At 38.1% G+C, this 19,161-nt stretch carries 13 protein-coding genes; all 13 read left to right on the forward strand.

All coding sequences use genetic code 11. From position 1 onward, the window contains the following. Positions 1–67: 67 nt before the first annotated feature. The gene (locus Cop2CBH44_RS15445) at positions 68–1,144 is read left to right on the forward strand and encodes an SGNH/GDSL hydrolase family protein (RefSeq protein ID WP_200755167.1); all 1,077 of its coding nucleotides are present in this window, start codon (positions 68–70) and stop codon (positions 1,142–1,144) included. Between the two features lie 109 nt (positions 1,145–1,253). Beyond that, entirely contained in the window at positions 1,254–2,660 is a 1,407-nt protein-coding gene (locus Cop2CBH44_RS15450; protein WP_200755168.1) for a glycoside hydrolase family 28 protein, read from the forward strand. Then, the gene (locus Cop2CBH44_RS15455) at positions 2,657–3,952 is read left to right on the forward strand and encodes an acetylxylan esterase (protein WP_021930114.1); all 1,296 of its coding nucleotides are present in this window, start codon (positions 2,657–2,659) and stop codon (positions 3,950–3,952) included. Before Cop2CBH44_RS15450 ends, Cop2CBH44_RS15455 begins: the two co-directional genes overlap by 4 nt. A gap of 28 nt (positions 3,953–3,980) precedes the next feature. Next, positions 3,981–6,683, forward strand: coding sequence for a glycosyl hydrolase family 28 protein (locus tag Cop2CBH44_RS15460; RefSeq protein ID WP_246469138.1), 2,703 nt, complete (start codon positions 3,981–3,983; stop codon positions 6,681–6,683). 284 nt (positions 6,684–6,967) lie between these two features. Continuing rightward, positions 6,968–9,796, forward strand: coding sequence for a TonB-dependent receptor (locus Cop2CBH44_RS15465; RefSeq protein WP_044227354.1), 2,829 nt, complete (start codon positions 6,968–6,970; stop codon positions 9,794–9,796). 21 nt (positions 9,797–9,817) lie between these two features. Further along, positions 9,818–11,176 carry a DUF4876 domain-containing protein gene (locus tag Cop2CBH44_RS15470; protein ID WP_044227351.1) on the forward strand — a complete coding sequence of 453 codons (1,359 nt, stop codon included), beginning with the start codon at positions 9,818–9,820 and terminating at the stop codon, positions 11,174–11,176. 2 nt (positions 11,177–11,178) lie between these two features. Beyond that, positions 11,179–12,723, forward strand: a complete 1,545-nt coding sequence (locus Cop2CBH44_RS15475) for a DUF6850 family outer membrane beta-barrel protein (protein WP_052431469.1) — start codon at positions 11,179–11,181, stop codon at positions 12,721–12,723. A 141-nt stretch (positions 12,724–12,864) separates the two neighbouring features. Further along, a complete protein-coding gene (locus Cop2CBH44_RS15480) occupies positions 12,865–14,730 on the forward strand; it encodes a hypothetical protein (RefSeq protein ID WP_200755169.1) in 1,866 nt (621 codons plus the stop codon). 402 nt (positions 14,731–15,132) lie between these two features. Beyond that, complete coding sequence (locus Cop2CBH44_RS15485) at positions 15,133–15,738, forward strand: hypothetical protein (RefSeq protein ID WP_200755170.1); 606 nt, start codon at positions 15,133–15,135, stop codon at positions 15,736–15,738. Positions 15,739–15,747: 9 nt separating this feature from the next. After that, on the forward strand, positions 15,748–16,317 hold the full coding sequence (locus Cop2CBH44_RS15490) for a PepSY-associated TM helix domain-containing protein (protein ID WP_044227341.1): 570 nt from the start codon (positions 15,748–15,750) through the stop codon (positions 16,315–16,317). 28 nt (positions 16,318–16,345) lie between these two features. After that, a complete protein-coding gene (locus tag Cop2CBH44_RS15495) occupies positions 16,346–17,233 on the forward strand; it encodes an ABC transporter ATP-binding protein (protein WP_044227628.1) in 888 nt (295 codons plus the stop codon). Between the two features lie 24 nt (positions 17,234–17,257). Then, positions 17,258–17,929: a hypothetical protein gene (locus tag Cop2CBH44_RS15500; protein WP_044227339.1), complete on the forward strand. Its 672-nt coding sequence runs from the start codon at positions 17,258–17,260 to the stop codon at positions 17,927–17,929. Between the two features lie 35 nt (positions 17,930–17,964). Next, positions 17,965–19,041: a DUF4857 domain-containing protein gene (locus Cop2CBH44_RS15505; RefSeq protein WP_044227336.1), complete on the forward strand. Its 1,077-nt coding sequence runs from the start codon at positions 17,965–17,967 to the stop codon at positions 19,039–19,041. The last annotated feature ends 120 nt before the right edge of the window (positions 19,042–19,161 follow it).

Consider the following 19,161-nt stretch of genomic DNA (forward strand, 5'->3'; position numbering starts at 1 on the left):
GGATTTGGATGGACATTGAAAGAGAGGTAGGAATATTGTATATTTTTCTGAAAGATGTGTAATAATTATGTATAGGATATTAAGACTGGGAATGGTAAGCTTATTGTTTACTGGAATAGTAGATGTTCAAGTATTGAAGTATACTGATGCGCGGAATCTGCTTATGGTGGGAAAGGCTTGCTCTTCTAAAGAATATTACCATCGACTCGATACGGCTTTATTTAAAGATTTACCGCCTAAAATAAAATACTTGTCTACATTTTCTTGCGGATTGGCTATCGGCTTTATGACGAATAGTTCGGTGATTGCTGCTGAGTGGGAAGTAAAACCGGATAAACCATCTCCGAATTTATCGGCTATTGCACATAAAGGATTGGATTTGTATATTGAGCGTAATGGAATATGGGAGTTTGCTGGGGTAGGTAAGCCAGAACTGAATAGCACTCGTAGCAAAAGTATAATTGTGCAGGAGATGGACGATACTCCGAAAAAATGTCTTCTTTATCTCCCTTTATTTAGCGAAACTAAAACATTGAAAATAGGGGTGGAAGAGGGTTCTGAGATAGTGGCGTTACCGTATCCGTTTGAGAAAAAAGTCTTAGTTTATGGGTCAAGTATTGTGCATGGAGCTGAAGCTTCGAGAGCCGGAACCACTTATGTAGCCAAACTATCTCGGCGTGCCGGTATCGATTTTATCAATTTGGGTTTTAGTGGAAATGCTCGTATGGAGAATAGTATGGCTGATTGTTTGGCCGATATAAAGGCTGATGCTTATATTTTAGATTGCGTCCCCAATGCTACGGCTCAGCAGATATCTGAACGTACGGCTTATCTGGTTGAAACGATCCGGAACAAGCATCCGGAAGCTCCTATTATTGTCATGCAGAGTATTGCTATGGATATAGGCAATTTCAATTTAAAGATAAAAAGCGATTTACGGATAAAAGATGAAACTATACGAAATGAAGTAGAAAAACTTTGCAAAAGAGGTGTGAAAAAACTCTATTTCATTGAAGGAAAAGATTTGATAGGAAAAGACCATGAAGGAACAGGTGATGGTATACATCCGAATGATTTGGGATTCGAACGTATGGCTGCTTATTTAGAACCAAAACTAATGGAAATATTAAATAATAATGAATGATTGCAAATAAAATTTGTAATCAAGAGAAAGTAACCTATTGTCCTGTAAATAAGGAATAAAGAACAGGAAGATACGAAATAGAATTATAAAAATAAAAAAGAACCGATTTATGATGAGACAAAATTTATTGACACTGATTGCTTGCTTTTTTGTATTTCAGTCTTTTGCCTATTCAGTTGATGTAACCACATTAGGAGCTAAAGGAGACGGAATAACTGATAATACGGCTATTATACAAAAGGCTATAGATGATTGTTCTGCTCGGCAAGGGGGAACTGTGGAGATACCCGCCGGTAAATTTCTAACGCGAACACTCTTTCTGAAATCAGATGTAAACTTGCATTTGCAATTTGGTGCAGAGTTATTGGGAAGTACAGATTTGGAGTCTTATCATAAAGTGTTTCCTAATCTCAAAGGAAAAGAAACTCCCGCACTGATCTTTGCTCGGAATGCCCGGAATATTGCAGTGACAGGTTTGGGCACAATTAACGGACAAGGGGCTCATCCTAACTTTCAACATGGAAATGACTCTAAAGGTGGTCCGAGACGACCTAAAATAATTTACTTTATGAGTTGCAATAATGTACGAGTACAAGATGTAACATTACGCAATTCGGCGTATTGGACGCAAGATTATGAAAAATGTGATGGGGTTATTGTGAGAGGAGTGAAAGTATATTGTCATTCTAACTGGAATAATGATGGTCTTGACATTGATAGTCGTAATGTTGTGGTGTCAGATTGTTATATTGATTGTGACGATGATGCACTATGCCTTAAAAGTGATACCGATACACCTTGTGAAAACGTAACAGTAACTAATTGTGTATTGAAAACAAATTGTAACGCTATAAAATTCGGGACATCTTCATATAGTGGATTTAAGAATGTGACAATATCTAATTGTGTGATTGATAGGGCTTCAGAAGACCATATTCGTCAGTGGTATAAAAGTTATCCTTGGCTTGGTACTAAAGATAAGACTGTAGTAGCAGGAATTGCTTTGGAGTCAGTAGATGGGGGATTGATGGAGAATGTTATCATTTCTGATATTGCGATGCGTGCTGTGCAGACACCCATATTTGTCCGATTGGGAGACCGCAAGAGGACTTTTTCTAAGCAGATAAGCCGTATCAATGATGTGGTAATAAGTCGTGTTGTCGCTCGTAGCGAAAGCAAGGTAGCTTGTTCTATTACAGGAGTTCCCGGAGGGGACATCCAGAATTTAACTATAAGTGATATAACATTGGTTACTGATGCAGAAGTAGGTAAAGATGAAATAAAAATGGAAGTACCAGAAGCAATAGATAAGTATCCTGAAAATAGAATGTTTGGCTCTATCTTGCCGGCATCGGGTTTTTACATACGTCATGCCGATGGTATTACCTTGTCCAATATAAAGATGATTACTAAGAATAAAGATGAAAGGCCAATGTTCTATCTTGATGATGTCAAGAATTTTGTACAGACGGGATGTACGTTTAACGGTGCTAAACCTACGTTGAAAAAGAAATGAGAAAGTTAAGTCTGTTATTCTTTTTTGTTTGTATTTCGTGGGTTTGTGTGGCGCAACCTATGAGACAAATGATACAAGTCTCGGTCGTTCCAGACAGTGAGACCTGGCTATATCCGTTAGGTAAAGATGCCTGTTTCACAATAACGGTGACTAAAGATGGAATTTTGCAAAAAGGGGTAGAGGTCCGGTATGAGCTGTCTCGGGATATGATGGAGCCTTTTAAGGAAGAAACAATAGTTTTGAAAAATGGCAAAATTACGGTAGATGCCGGTTCTTTGCGTACTCCCGGCTTTTTACGTTGTCGTGCGTTTGTGGAGGTAGGGGAAAAAATGTATGAGGGGAGGGCTACGGCAGGGTATGAGCCTCAGAGTTTGAAACCTACTACAAAGATGCCGGCTGATTTTCTGGATTTTTGGGAGAAAGCTAAACGAGAGAATGCAGATGTACCAATGGATGCCCGGTTACGTTTATTGCCGGAAAGATGTACATCGAAGGTGGATGTATATGAACTGAGTGTCCAGAATTTTCAGTATGGGAGCCGCATGTTCGGAATACTTTGTATCCCGAAAGGAGATAAAAAATATCCTGCATTGTTACGTGTGCCCGGAGCTGGAGTACGTCCTTATGAAGGACATATAGCAGAAGCTGAAAGAGGATATATAACGTTGGATATGGGGATACATGGAGTCCCGGTAACAATGCCGGCTTCGGTATATCAAGATTTGCGTTATGGCCCGTTGGACAGCTATTGGAATTTTAATTGGGATAATCTTGAGACGGTTTATTATAAGCGGGTATATATGGGGTGTCTCCGTATGGTCGATTACATATATAGTATGTCAAAATTCAACGGAGATTTGATTGTTTACGGTGGTAGCCAAGGTGGGTTATTATCGTTGGTAACTGCTGCATTGGATGATAGGGTAATGGGATGTGTTGTATTCTATCCTGCATTGGCTGATGTAAATGGTTATTTGCATGGTCGTGCAGGAGGATGGCCACATTATTTTAAGGAGAAAGATTATGCAGATGTTACTATCCGAAGAAAAGAAGAGGTTATTGCTTATTATGATGCTGTCAACTTTGCAAGGATATTAGATAAACCGATTTTTATCTCTTTTGGGTATAATGATATGGTATGTCCACCTACAACATCATACGCTGTATATAACAGTATTCTATCACCGAAGACGTTTATTCCAGCACCGGAGACCGAGCATTATAATTATCCAGAATTGTGGCGAGAAGCTTGGATGTGGGGAGAGAAACTCCTGATGGAGAATAAGAAATAAATGTTTAATTTTTATATACTTAAGTATCATGAGAACGATGAGAATGTTTAATGGTTTTAAATATTGGATGGTATCCTGTATTTTTTGTTCGGGAGTCTCATTCAATATGTGGGCTGCCGGTTTTGCTTCTGGTACAGGAACGGTAGAAGACCCGTATGTGGTAAGTACAGCCGACGAGCTGAATAGTGTAAGGGATAATTTGAGTGCCCACTATAAATTAGGTGCCGATATTGATTTGGCAAATTGGATAACAATTAATACTCCTGCGACAGGATGGGCTCCTATAGGAACAGATACATCACCATTTGTCGGAACTTTTGACGGAAATGGCCATGTGATAGAAAATATATGGATAGATGCTGATGCAGCTAATGTCGGGTTATTTGGAGTTATCGGTGGAGATGTTACCATACAGAAATTAGGAGTGATTGTTGCTGATGGGAAAAAAATAACAGGGAGTAGTAATGTAGGTATTCTAGTTGGGTTATCTACAGGTGTTGGAGGAACTAAGCAGACTTTGATACAGGAGGTCTATGTTTCAGGAAATGTAGAGTCGAAAGGTACACTTGTCGGTGGTATTGTAGGACGGAACAATAACCAACATATAACTATTACCAACTCTTACGCAAAAGGAAATGTATATGCTACAGCCGACGGTGTCGGTGGGATTATCGGTAGTTCGTATGGTGGATGTACGGTTCTTATAGAAAAGTGTTATGCATTGAATAATATAACAGTTGATGGTGGAGGTTCTACAGGAGGCATAATGGGTACAGTCAGTGCATCCGATGGTGCAGTTGCACAGATGGAGGCAACTATATCGAACTGTGTAGCTATTAATAAAAGATTGTCGGTTAAGGATGAAACGCCTAATCGTATATTTACTTGGGCAAAACAAGAGAAAATAACGTTGACTAATAATTTTGCATTTTCCGGTTGTACCATTAATGACGCTCCATTTTCAAGTAGCGACGCCAATGGTAAGAACGGACAGGATAAGAGTGCTGAAGAGTTGGCTACTCAGTCGACTTACACTAATTGGGATTTTGAAACTGTCTGGACCATGGGAAATGAATCGTTTCAGCTTCCGGTATTGAAGAATGTTTCTTTAACTAAACAGCCGGTGGATGAATATAATTTGGGAATAGAATCTGATAATCCGTTTGTAGATCTTGTACCTAAAGGTGGGGAGCTAAATGTAGTGGAGTCTTGTGGTGTTTCTAATAATGGACGAGATGATGTTACTGATTTGATACAACAAGCTATCGATGCTTGCTCAATGAAACAGGCAACGGTTGTGATTCCCAGTGGCCGTTATGCTATTCGGCCCATATTCCTGCGTTCCAATATGACGCTGAAACTTGAGGAGGGTGCCCAGTTAATCGGTAGTCGTAATATCGAAGATTATCGTGCTGTATTTCCTAATGCCGGAGCTATTGAAACCAGTGCATTAGTTTTTGGAAAGGGAATAGAAAATGTGAAGATAATAGGTAAGGGTATCATCAACGGTCGTGGAGATGCTCCGGATTTTGATTTTGGCAATGGAAAGGGTGATAGGCCTAAAGTTCTTCATCTTGTGGAATGTAAAAACGTTGTAGTTGAGGATGTTACTTTGCAGAATTCGGCGTTTTGGACAGCCCATTTCTTAATGTGTGACGGAGTGAAAATAAAAGGCGTGAAGGTATATAGCCACACTAATTGGAATAATGATGGGATAGATATTGATTCTAAGAATGTAGAAATAGAGAATTGTGATATAGATTGTGATGATGACGGTATTTGTATGAAGAGTGACCGGGGAATTATGGTGGAGAATGTAACAGTGAAGAATTGTACTATTCGTACCAATTGTAATGCCATTAAATTGGGAACAGCCGGTAAGACCGGATTTAGAAATATTACTTATACCGATTGTGTTGTAGAAAGAGCCAGTGAAGATAACTTCCGTAAACATTATGAGAACAGTAAATTGTCATTCTGTGGTATAACTCTTCAGGGACCATCTGTCATATCAGGTATAGCATTGGAATCTGTAAATGGTGGTATATTGGATGGTGTGAATATTTCCAATATACAAATGAAGGATGTACATACGGCTATTTTCCTGCGTTTAGGAAAACGTGAAGGTTCTGCACAGATGAGCCAGTTGAAGAATGTTACTATATCTAATGTTACAGCAACATGTGTTAGTAAAGTGGCCAGTGCTATTGTCGGAGTGCCGGGAGGAATTATCGATAATGTGCTGATTAAGGATGTCGAGATTACGTTGCCGGGTGGCGGTACAGTGAATGATGCTAATGCCAATGTACCAGAGCTTGTCGATGCTTATCCCGAATCTAATATGTTTGGTACCCCATTTCCTGCATATGGATTTTATGTGCGTCATGCTAATGACGTAAAATTTGATAATGTCAGATTCAATTTGACAAATGCTGATGCTCGTCCTGATTATGTGTTTGTTGATGTAACCAATCATGAAGTAACAGATATAGCCCAGGTGCTTGAAGATAAAGATATTGTTATCACTACGGAAGGTGGTCGTTTGAATATATCTTCCTATATCGAAGGAAATATCGAAGTGGATGTATTTGATATTTCGGGTAAGGTGGTTTATACTACTCAGCAGGCGGTTACAGGAGGTATTACGATAGAAGTTCCTGAGCGTGGAGTATATTTGGTTTCGGTTCGTACTGCAAAAGGGAGTATTATGCGTAAAGTAATGTGTATGTAAAGGATAAAAGGCGAGAGTGGAAAAGAGTGGGAAGTAAAGGGTGATACCTTGCTTTTCACTCTTTTTTGTTACGATTATCATTAGAGTTTGAACGGAGTCGTTATTTGATAATCATATTGAAAAAATGCAAGTATACAGATATCAGTTATTTTGGTTAACTTATTGGTAATTTGGAGGTAGATATAACAATTATATTGAAATTAACATAAAAAATACCTAAAAATTGCGATTGTTTCTATATGGAGTTGTGTGTAGTTTCGCACGTCACAAAATATAGAGAGAAAATGGGACGAGAAAGAATTATAGTTACTCTTTTCATATATATAATTTCCACTCTATCCGCGTATACACAAACTTCTTTAGATAAAGTTATTCTTAGCGGGAGTATAAGGGATGCACAGACGAAAGAAATATTGCCCTATGCCACTGTACAGATAAAAGGAATAAAAAATTACGCAACTGTTGCCGATGACGAAGGGAATTTCAAAATAACAGGAATACAACCCGGAGAATATGATATCTATTTTTCGTACATTGGTTATAAAAAACAGAAAAAACATCTTGAACTTAAAAAGAATCTTTATCTCACAGTCAATATATATTCCAGTAATCAGTTGCATGAGGTGGTTGTAACTGCTACTGAAGCAAGAGGACCTGTTACTGCTTCTATTATTGATCGTTCGGCTATGTCTCATTTACAACCGACCAGTTTTACTGATTTGTTGGAACTTTTGCCCGGAGGAATTTCTAAAGATCCGAATATGGGTGCAGCTAATACTATTAATTTACGGGAAACAGGGACAACCGATGCGAATGGGAATGCAACCAATAATCCCGATTATGCCATTACTTCTCTTGGAACACTGTTTGTAGTTGACGGGGCTCCGATTAATACGGATGCTAATTTGCAATATTCTCCATTGTCAAATACTTATTCTTCAGGAGATAACAACAATGCGGAAAATAAGCGAAATATAACCAATCGAGGTGTAGATATGCGGGCTATCTCGACGGATGATATAGAAAGTGTGGAGATTATCAGGGGTATTCCTTCTGTGGAGTATGGAAATTTGACCAGTGGGGTTGTCAATATTAAGAAGATAAGAAAGGCAACTCCTTTGGCCGCCCGTTTCAAGGCTGATGGATATAGTAAACTTGTTGCTGTAGGAAAAGGTTTTATTGTCCCAGGCAACCAGGATTTGATTGTCAATTTGGATGGTGGTTATCTTAATTCAAAGGTCGATCCGACCAATAAACTTGAGAATTATCAGCGTATCAATGCTTCAATTCGTCTTACTTGGAATTGGAAAAAAGAACGATGGGTGATGAGATGGGCCTCTGCATTTGATTATACGGGTTCATTTGATAATAGTAAACAGGACCCGGAACTTAATTTTGGTCGTATTGATGAGTATAAGTCCGTCTATAATCGTTCGGCTTTTACGAATAATTTAGAGTGGAAATTCCCGAAATTAAGTTTTTTGAAGCTGGTTGAGCTAAATTCTGCAGTTAGTATGCAAGTAGACCGATTGACACAAACCCGTTTGGTATCACCTCAACGTTATGGTTTGGCCCCTACGAGTACTGATGCCGGAGAACATGATGCCCAGATTTTGTTTTCTGAATATATGGCCGACTATTTGAGTGAAGGGAAGCCGTTCAATACATACGTCAAGTTGAAGAGTGAATTCAATGTGAATCCGGCCGGTGTGCGTAATAACATTAAAGTCGGTGGACAATGGGATTATACAAAAAATTATGGACGTGGCCAAGTATATGATTTAGGGCATCCTCTGTCTGCTGTGGGGGATTGGGATTCTCGTCCTCGGGCTTATAAGGACATTCCGGCAATACAAAATCTGTCTTTTTTCCTTGAAGATATGATTACCAAAAATTTTTGGAAAAATAAATTGGAACTTCTTGCTGGAGTCCGTACTAACTCTTTATTGGGTTTAGATGAAGCTTATTTGCTCAAAGGAAAGGTTTATTTGGACCCTCGTTTTAATGCTCAGTGGACATTTCCGGGGATAAAAATAGGAAAACATGATTTGGTTTTTGCTTTGGCAGGAGGCATAGGATGGACAACAAAGATGTCTACACTGAATTATTTATATCCAGATAAACGTTATAATGATATTACTCAATTAGCATATTATGATGATAAAAAACCGGTAGAGAACAGTCGGTTTACCGTCTTATCTTATATTCAAGACCAGACTAATTACAATCTGAAACCGGCCCGGAATAAAAAATGGGAGGTTCGGACAGATATCAGTTATAATGGCAATCGCTTGTCCGTCAGTTATTTTAGAGAAATTACATCATCCGGTTTCCGCTATTCTAATGTATATGCTCCGTATAGTTATAAAGATTACGATGAAAGTTCGATAATAAGCAGTGAGTTGCAAGGACCACCGATATTGGAGAACATTCCTTATTCTGAAAAAAGCAAATTGGATTATTACCGTCGTGCGGAAAATGGCAGTCGATTGGAAAAGGAAGGTGTTGAATTTCAGTTTACATCGCAACGAATAAAACCATTACGCACAGCAGTGAATATAACTGGAGCGTGGTTTAAGTCAGTATATACAAATAGTTTGCCAATGTATTATGCCGTTAGCGATGTCGTAGATAATGTTATTGTACAGGATAATTATATCGGTTTATATAATTGGAATGACGGGCAGATAAATCACCGGTTCAATACTAATTTTATGTTGGATACACAGGTCCCTGAATGGGGATTGATTTTTACATCATCAGTTCAGTGTGTATGGTATACCCAACGTCAGTTACAAAGAAAAAACGGAATCCCGGTTTCTTATATCGATGTTTCTGATGGAGAGTTGCATCCGTATACGGAAGAGTCCAAATCAGATGCTATTTTACAGCATTTGATACTGAATTATAATGAAGACAATTTTAGGCCGATGAAAATACCGATGGCTTTGTATGTCAATTTTAAGGCGACAAAAAGGATTGGCAAGCATTTGAGTTTAGCTTTTTTTGCTAATAAGCTGTTGGATTATACCCCCGATTACCAATCGAATGGTTTTACTATTCGGCGAAATGTAGACCCGTATTTTGGAATGGAATTGAATTTTACTTTATGAAATAATAAAAATACAATAAATATGAAATTGAAATTTATATTGTTTATCACTCTTTTCTCTGTTGCCTTTGTTTCGTGCCAGGACGAGATGGATGTGCCACGTGCTACGACGGGAGTTACTATTGTGTATCCAGATAATGTTCAGGCTTTGACAATACTGGAAGAGACTCTTGTGTTTACAAATGTCTCGACAGGCGAAAATGTTACAGTTCCCGTAAATGAAAATTTCGATTTACCCAGAGGATTGTATAATTGCTCGTATAAGGCAGATGTTACTTACCAAACAACGTCAGAAGGTGCAACCAGCAATCCCGACGAAGGAGAAGCCGGAGACGACCATACTCAGGAGTCTGAGACTGTCACAATGCAGGGAAAATTGTCGGGAAAACTTGAGTCTGTAGAGATAAATAGCAATGAGAAATTAAATTTGTCTATAGAAACATTTTTGTTTAGTGATAAAGATGATTTTATCATAGAGGAGATATTTTTTACCGGAACGTTACGTTCGTCAGGTTCTCAATATTATGGAGATTCTTATGTCAAAATATATAATAATACGGACCATGTCCTTTATGCCGATGGATTAGCTCTTTGTGAGTCGAAATTCAAATCTACACAGTATTTCGATTATACCCCTGATATTCGGAAAGATACATTTACCGTATGGGCTATATATGTAATACCAGGGAGTGGAAAAGAACATCCGGTACAGCCGGGCGAAAGTCTCATTTTATGCGATACAGGTATAGACCACCGTAATGCTAACCCTAATTCATTTGACTTGAGTGCTGCTGATTTTGAATGGTATGATGAGTCGACAAAGCCATCCCATATGGATATTGATAGTCCTACGGTTCCTAACTTGGATAAATGGTATTGTTATACATTGAGTTTTTGGGTACTTCATAATCGAGGTTTCTGTTCGTATGCACTTGCTCGTATTCCTATCGACAAGGAGACTTATCTACGGGATTATTATTATACATACAGTTATACAATGTATCTGCCGGCCGGAACGTTTCCGATGCAGCAATCGGCTTATAAAATTCCGAATTCATGGATTGTAGACGGGGTTAATTGTAGTGTGGAGGCTGCGCGGGTTTGGGACATTTTGCCGCCGAATGTTGATGCTGGGTGGACCCATTGCGGAAAGATAGACCATGATAAGGAGCGTTACTTCAAGAGTGTACGTCGCAAAGTTGCAGGGTTTGAAAATGGACGTTGTATTCTTCAGGATACGAATAATTCCAGTGATGATTTCAATACAGAATGTGTTCCTTCTATTATAGAGCAGCAGGGTACGGCAAAAGATGCCCAGGGGACCAAAGCATCTACTGTAACATGGGATGGGGTTATGCCGAAAACTGAAAGTAATAAGTGAAAATGATGAGGAAAGAGCTAAATATAGTATTTCTTGTGATATTCGTTCCTGCATTTTTGTCTTCTGTATGGGCTGAAAAAAAAGATACAAAAAAAGAAGGTACTCCGGTGCTGCAACGAATAACCGAAAATTCCTCAGTATATACGAGTTTTTTTTCTTTGCCCTATAATAATCCTGTGATGAAATACAGAATGTATGATTATACTTTAAATGAGGTCTCAGTGGGAGGCGATTATAGGAATGAAAGTCTGCCTATTGTCGTGCAAATGGGGGATGGTTTTCGCTATGGTTTTGTAGATGTAAACTCTTTTATCAATAAGAGAAAAAGTAGCATGTGGGGGAAAGCGAGTTACCGGAATGGCATACAGAAGAATGTGAAATGGAATGAAACTTCAGATTATCTTTTACTTTATCCATATGTTATGGGTGATACATTGGGTGGAGATTTTAAGTCTGAACGATATTATTTTGGGGGAGGATATACTGCAGAAAGCGGTCGTTTTATTTGGGGGGTAGATGCTTCGTACAGTGCTACTCTTGGATATCGACAGGTCGATCCCCGTCCACGTAATGTAACAGGAGAGCTTGATTTTACTCTTGGTGCAGCTTTGACCGAAGTTGGTTATTACCGGGTCGGGCTTTCTGTAAATGCCTTTAAGTATAAACAGAAAAATGATATAAAGTTTTACAACGAACAGGGAAATGTGACTCTTTATCATTTTACCGGGATGGGCATGGATTATTATCGTTTTAGAGGGGAAAAGAAGGAAACGTATTATAAAGGGCATAGATTTGGAGGAAGTCTGAATTTGCTTCCTGAAACTAAAAGTGGATTTACAGTAAATGTATCATTTGATAATTTCCGTTTTGAAAAAATTATATCTTCTTTGAACGAATTGCCAATGGCCAAAGTTGATGAGTATACGTGGAAGGCTGAGGTGGGCTATAAACAGAAAAATGATAATCGGTTTTGGGGTATGAAAACCAATGTCTCAAATAATCACCGGAAAGGTACGGAAAATCTTTTTGGGGATCCGGCTAATGATATTTATCCCTTGATAGCCTCGGCTCAACAATATAGTAGCAAACAGGCGGAATATACTCTTTCCGGATTTTACGAAAGTGGTGCGTCTGCAAATTTCGGTTGGGCAGTTTGTCCTAATGTGGGATTCCATCAAGTATCAGTTCGTTATATTTACCCAATGAGGACACTGGATAATGACAGGCTCAACTCTTCTGCCATGGTGCGAATATGGAAACAGATAAGACGAGCTTTGTTGAGAGTTGATGGTCAGGTCCGCTATTCGGCATCGCTAAATTCTCAATTGCAGTTATCTGATATTGTAGATAAAAAGACATTGACGCCGTTATATTGTAATTATAGATTCTTGTCTACTGACTATATTTTTCTTCAATTGGCTTTGAGAAGTGATATTGCAATTAATAGACGTTGCGCCCTTTATGTTACGGCATATTGGCAACGTGGTTGGTATACTGATAAGGTATATACAGATGGAATATCAGCCGTAATCGGTGTTGCTTTTTAGTATATAGAAAATACCATATTTATTTAATTTTATGTAATAATTACCAATTATTAGGTATTTCCTTTGAATTCGTTTTGCACTTATTTTGCCCTTAGTATATATTATACATAAAAACTAATTTTTATAAAGGGGAAATAAATTATGAGGAAAATTTTACTGTCTGTTAGTTCTTTGTTGTTTACTGTTGCTGTGGCGGCTCAAACTGAGATAAACAAGGACACGCTATCTGGGAATTGGGCTGTCTTATCGGGAGGCCCTGGAATGGATATGGTAGGGCAAATATCCACAAATGATGAGAATGAGATATTTTTTACTCAAGATTTTTATAGCTCTGAAACGAATTTATGGACAGCTTATAATGGAGAAAAATTTAATGGTTATCCTTCTAAATCGTCTATACAAGTAAATGGTAATGCTTGTTTCATAATGCATAAGATTAATAGTGCAGGAGAAAGATTGCTTACGGTATATTCTGATTATGGATATTTTGATCGTTCGTCTTCATCCATGGTAGCTACTTCTGACGGAGGTGTTCTTTTGGCTTTAAAGATGAGATTGGCAGATAAGGGTCCCGACGCTGATGGAAAAAAAATAATGCTGAATCTACATACATCTGCTGATGATAGTTATGTATACACTATTGAAGAAAAAGATTTGCCGGTAGATAGCGAACATGGCTGGATTTATAAAGGTTATGTCCTTAAATTGGATAAAGATGGCAAGGTTGAATGGTGTAAAAATGTTTGGGCGGATTATGAGCCAGTAAAGGTGAATAATGTAAGTAAAACATGTTCTAATATGTTTGACTTTGATGGAGCAGTAGAGGGGCCGGACGGAAATTTCTATATTGCTGGTAAATTTGCCCGTCCTTTAAATATTGAGGGAACCGACAAAGTGTTTGAGCCGGATAATGTTCCAGAAAATTGGAATTATGATTATGTACAGAATCCTGTAGGAGACTTGTTTCTTCTCAAACTTGACGTTGAGGGTAATTATAAATGGACAATGACCCACAAAGACGGGAGTTTTGTCAACCTTGAGAATCCGGTGAATATGGCTGTTGATGATGAGGCGGTTTACTTGATGGGATATATGAACGGTAGTTTAACGGAAGAACAAACTACGACGTTTGGAGATAAGGCAGTTCAGGTTCCCAACGATCGTTCTCATTTGTTTTATATAAAGGTAAATTGCGAGACGAATAATAATGCTACCGACGAGACGGTTGCTGTTGAATATGCCAAATTATTGAATGGAACGAAAGATGCAGCAGGAAGACAGAGAATCAAACCGATGTTTGTAGAAGTGGCCGAAGGAAAGATTATATTAGGAGGTTCATTTACAGGTAGTATCAACAATGGAGACACAGAAATACTCAAAAATTCTGTAACTACAAATACATTACATGGATATGTAATAACAGCTTCTGCCCAGACTGGAAATTTTGAGGCTGCAAAAGAAAACTATTATAAATTGGGTATTAGCGAAACAGAGAGTGCTCACCTTGTAGGTGACAGCATCTATGTTTCGGGCTATACTCTGTCGTCTGGGGGATGGCTGGTTTCGATGCATAAAGAGACTCTTGCAGAAGGCACATATTATCAATTATTTACCGGAGGTGGTGCCAGTACTGGACAGGGAGGGGCACTTGTTGAAGGAAATAAATATGTAATGTTCGGTCGTGGAAGGACAACACCATTTGTAGTAAAGGGCTTGGAGCCGTTGAGTAGTACCGAAAATAGTTGGGATGTTCTTGTGTGTGGATTCACATTGCCAAATGTTGAGATACCAACAGGGGTCAATTCAGCAGTATCCGATGCTGATACATTTGTGGCATATGCTTCACAAGGAAAAATTGTTGTTAAAGCGGCAGAATCGTGTCTGGTCAATATTTATAATGCTGCCGGACGATTGATGAAGAGCTTCCGTGCAGAATGTGGAAATATAACAATCGATATGCCACGAGGATTTTATATTGTAAATGGTAAAAAAGTTGTTGTTTACTGATAACAGCAAATTATTTTTAAATATAAGTAATCTCTTTTTCAAACAGAAGGTAGGTTGTGTCATTAGGGCATGGCCTATCCTTTTTATATGGAGAGATAGACGCAGTCTTTTATACCTATTCATAGGTATAGGCGTATGGTTATTATCATAATATCTGGGTATTTCTATACTGCTAAAAGGTGCATACGTTTGTAGTCAAATACAAGAGTGGGATAGATAATAAATGTAGTTATGCAGTTAAGTAAGTAAAAAACAATTTTATAACACTTTTTCTTCCATAATAATAAGGAAAAACAGGGATAGTTTTTGGGTATTCGGGTACTTAAAAGCTTTTCCACTGTTTTTTTATCAGAAGAAGGAGAATAGAAGACAAAGGAATAATAATTTAAAAATATAAAAGAAATGAATGGTTTTAAATTTTTTGGCGTTACGGCATTATTATCTGTCGCATTATTATGTACCGTATCTTGTGGAAATAAATCTCAAAAAGATGAGAATAAAGGTGTTACCGAAGATGAGCAGACTGTTGCAGTCTTGGATGTAGACTCTTTGCTTTCTAATGCAGAGGCTTTGACTGAACAAACCGTAGATGTAGAGGCTGTATGTACTCATATTTGTCAACATGGAGGAGGAAAGATATTTTTAATGGGAAGTGATGACACCCGTACCATTCGTTGTGAGGCCGGAGAAGAAGTCGGGAAGTTTAGTCAGGATTGTGTGAACAGTATAGTACGGGTAACCGGAGTATTGAAAGAACAACGTATCGACGAGGCTTATTTACAACAATGGGAAGCCCAGTTGGAAAACAATGCTGATGAAAAGCATGGTAATTCTTCTGCCGGTTGTAGCAGTGAACAAAAAGCCAGACAAGAGGAGGCTGCAAATTCTACGGAAGAACGAATAGCCAATTTTAGAAAGCGTATTGCTCAGCGTAATGAAAAGGAAGGAAAGAATTATCTTTCTTTTTATTATATCGATGCAACGGATTATAAAATTGTAAACGAATAAATTGTATAGATGGGCAATTGGGCAAATACTGTGCGTCGGTGGAGTCGGAATATACATAGGGATATATCGTTTCTCTTTTCAGGTGTACTTGTTGTGTATGCTATCTCTGGGATTGCGCTGAATCATAAGGACAGTTTCAACTCAAACTTTGATATAAAAAAGAGTGTATATATTGTGGGGCAAGCTTTACCGGAGCAACAAGACATAAAGAAAAAAGATGTTTTGTTGTTGTTGGAAGAAATAGGGGAGGAAAATCAGTATACTAAGCATTATTTCCCGGAAAAAGGGTCTTTGAAGGTTTTTTTGAAAGGAGGTTCGAACTTGGTAGTAGATATAGCTTCCGGCCACGCTGTATATGAAAAGGTAACTCGTCGGCCTTTTTTCAGTGCCATAAGCCGGTTGCACTATAATCCGGGTAAGTGGTGGACAACTTTTTCTGATATTTTTGCTATCTCTCTATTGGTTATTGTCCTGACCGGTTTTCTGATGATAAAAGGTCGTAGAGGGTTGTGGGGAATCGGGGGGATAGAGTTGTTAATAGGTATAGCCATACCATTATTTTTTCTTTTCTTTTGGTAAAAGATAATTAAACATCATATACATGTATATGGAATCTGTCATAGAATGTAAAAACCTGACTCACTATTACGGTAAGAGGCTGATATATGAAAATCTTAGCTTTAGTGTACCTCAAGGGCGTATCCTTGGGTTGCTTGGTAAGAACGGGACAGGAAAGACGACCACAATTAACATATTAAGCGGTTATCTGAGACCTCGGTCGGGAGAATGCCTTGTTTTTGGTGAAAATGTACAGACGATGAATCCGGCACGTCGTAGGGATATAGGCTTGTTGATTGAGGGTCATGTACAATATACATTTATGAATATTTCTCAAATAGAGAAGTTCTATTCGCAATTTTATCCGAAGTGGAATAAGGATGCTTATTACGAATTGATGGAAAAACTGAAGGTAGCTCCGGGACAGCGTATTTCTCGGATGTCTTGCGGACAACGTTCTCAAGTTGCGCTCGGCCTTATTTTAGCCCAAAATCCGGAATTGCTTGTTCTTGATGATTTTTCTCTTGGATTAGACCCAGGATACAGGAGATTGTTTATCGAATATCTTCATGAGTATGCTAAAGCAGAAAATAAAACTGTATTTTTGACTTCGCATATCATTCAGGATATGGAGCGTCTTATTGATGACTGCATTATTCTGGATTATGGGAAGATACTTATACAGCAGCCTGTGAGTACATTGCTGGATAATTTAAGGCGTTTTACATTTACAGTCCCTGAAGGATATTCGTGGCAAATAGCAGATGATAAGTTTTATCATCCTTCACTTATTCGTAATCATATAGAGACTTATGCTTTTCTGAAACAGGAAGATGTAGAGCAGGAACTAAGGGAAATGCAGGTACCTTATACGGAGTTGAAATGTGAAAATGTCAATTTAGAGGATGCGTTTATCGGGCTTACCGGAAAGTATTAACCGTAATTAGTAAGGAGAATCAAAATGCTGAAACCGATACTTTATAAAGAGTGGATAAAGACCCGTTGGTATTTTTTGTTGGCGATACTTGTTTCCATCGGATTTACAGGTTATAGCCTATTGAGAGTAAATAGGGTAATAGGTCTCAAAGGAATGGAACATTTGTGGCAGGTAATGTTGGAAAGAGATGTGATATTTATCGATTTGCAAATGTATATTCCCTTGATTATCGGTATTCTGCTGGCAATTGTACAATTTGTGCCTGAAATACAACAGAGCCGTTTGAAGCTGACATTGCATCTTCCTTATCCTCATTATCGTATTATTGCTGTAATGCTGCTGTATGGTATATTGGTCCTGTTAGTATGTTTTGTATTTAATTTTATCTTTATGTCGGTGTATTTTATCGGAATATTGGCGGGAGAATTGGTGAAACATATTTTGATGACAGCTCTTACGTGGTATATTGCAGGATTTACCGGCTATTTGTTGACAGCTTGGATTTGTTTGGAGCCGACTTGGAAACGTCGGATATTGAATATTGTTATTGCAGTCTGCGTGTTGCGTGTATTTTTTCTTTCGGCAGTACCTGAAGCTTATAATAGTTTTTTACCTGTACTTATCGGTTATACATCGCTTACTGTATTATTATCTATGTTGTCGGTATATCGTTTTAAAACCGGACAACAGGATTAACCTTCTGAAGTAATTGAATTAAAAAAAGAGACATCATGATACGATACAGTAGATTATTGCTTTATTTTACGATAGTTGTATTGTTGCTATGGATATTGCCTTGGATGTATAATTTTCTGACAGCTCGGGCTAATAAGACACCTTTTACTTTATATAGTAGCGTTATCGATGATTATGCAGTACTTCAACCTTCGGATAAAGGTGTTGTACGAAAGGATTTGGGAGGAAATGTATATTCTGAAAGCGAGTTTGACAGTATCTTACCGATGTTTTATTATCGGCAATTGATTGCTGATGGTCGTTTGCCGGAGAGAATGAAAGGTGTCGAACTGAATCCAAAGGTTATTCAGACCGAAAATTTTATTTTTCGTCATTCTCCAGATGAAAGTAACAGGCCTGTTATCGGTCTCTATCCTTTATTGGAATCCAGTTCTGGAAGGGTAGATTTGGTCATGCCAGAAGATGTGTTTCATATAGATAATGACTGTATTGAGTTTATCGATATCAAAAGTAATTGTGTCGATGAGAAAAAAAGCCAACTTTTTACAAAGGCTTTACAAAAGAAAGGTTTTATTTTCCCAGCTCGTATTATCGCCGGAAATCCGACTACACGTAAAGATTATGATGAAGGATACCTATTGACAGATAAAGAGAATAACCTGTTTCATATGAAGCAGGTGGTAGGCCGTTCTTTTGTTCGGAAAATAGATATTCCGGAAGGAATTGTTATCAATCATATTTTTTTGACCGAGTTTAAGAACCGCAAAATTCTGGCTTTTCTTACGGACAAACAGAATCGATTGTATGTCCTTCTTACTAAAAGTTATCGTTTGATATCATTACCGGTGACACAATTCGACCCTACTCGGCAAAGTATATCTGTTATAGGGAATCTTTTTGATTGGACGATAAATATATCGGATGATAATGGTGATGAGTATTACGCTATTGATGCACGGGATTATGGTCTCTTGAAAAGGATGGAGAGGCCGAATAATACTGTTTCGTTATCGGAGAAAATAGGAGGGTATATATTCCCTGTACGATTAACATTTACCTCACTAAAAGATAAGTGGGTAAAAGCACGATTTGCTTCCGGTGGTTTCAATTAAAACTCAGAGTAGTTGATATTATAAAGAGGAAGGGGAAGGGGTGTGTAATCTTGTATTCCCCTAACAATCTTTATTACCGTTCGTAAAAGGTTACACACAGACAACGATTTACGCTTACAC

Source organism: Coprobacter secundus subsp. similis (assembly GCF_015097275.1).
Classification (GTDB): Bacteria; Bacteroidota; Bacteroidia; order Bacteroidales; family Coprobacteraceae; genus Coprobacter; species Coprobacter secundus.

Bases quoted from the DNA above. Each gene is read 5' to 3' on its own strand.
- Cop2CBH44_RS15445 (WP_200755167.1), top strand. From the start codon at position 68: ATGTATAGGATATTAAGACTGGGAATGGTAAGCTTATTGTTTACTGGA.
- Cop2CBH44_RS15450 (WP_200755168.1), top strand. From the start codon at position 1,254: ATGATGAGACAAAATTTATTGACACTGATTGCTTGCTTTTTTGTATTT.
- Cop2CBH44_RS15455 (WP_021930114.1), top strand. From the start codon at position 2,657: ATGAGAAAGTTAAGTCTGTTATTCTTTTTTGTTTGTATTTCGTGGGTT.
- Cop2CBH44_RS15460 (WP_246469138.1), top strand. From the start codon at position 3,981: ATGAGAACGATGAGAATGTTTAATGGTTTTAAATATTGGATGGTATCC.
- Cop2CBH44_RS15465 (WP_044227354.1), top strand. From the start codon at position 6,968: ATGGGACGAGAAAGAATTATAGTTACTCTTTTCATATATATAATTTCC.
- Cop2CBH44_RS15470 (WP_044227351.1), top strand. From the start codon at position 9,818: ATGAAATTGAAATTTATATTGTTTATCACTCTTTTCTCTGTTGCCTTT.
- Cop2CBH44_RS15475 (WP_052431469.1), top strand. From the start codon at position 11,179: ATGATGAGGAAAGAGCTAAATATAGTATTTCTTGTGATATTCGTTCCT.
- Cop2CBH44_RS15480 (WP_200755169.1), top strand. From the start codon at position 12,865: ATGAGGAAAATTTTACTGTCTGTTAGTTCTTTGTTGTTTACTGTTGCT.
- Cop2CBH44_RS15485 (WP_200755170.1), top strand. From the start codon at position 15,133: ATGAATGGTTTTAAATTTTTTGGCGTTACGGCATTATTATCTGTCGCA.
- Cop2CBH44_RS15490 (WP_044227341.1), top strand. From the start codon at position 15,748: ATGGGCAATTGGGCAAATACTGTGCGTCGGTGGAGTCGGAATATACAT.
- Cop2CBH44_RS15495 (WP_044227628.1), top strand. From the start codon at position 16,346: ATGGAATCTGTCATAGAATGTAAAAACCTGACTCACTATTACGGTAAG.
- Cop2CBH44_RS15500 (WP_044227339.1), top strand. From the start codon at position 17,258: ATGCTGAAACCGATACTTTATAAAGAGTGGATAAAGACCCGTTGGTAT.
- Cop2CBH44_RS15505 (WP_044227336.1), top strand. From the start codon at position 17,965: ATGATACGATACAGTAGATTATTGCTTTATTTTACGATAGTTGTATTG.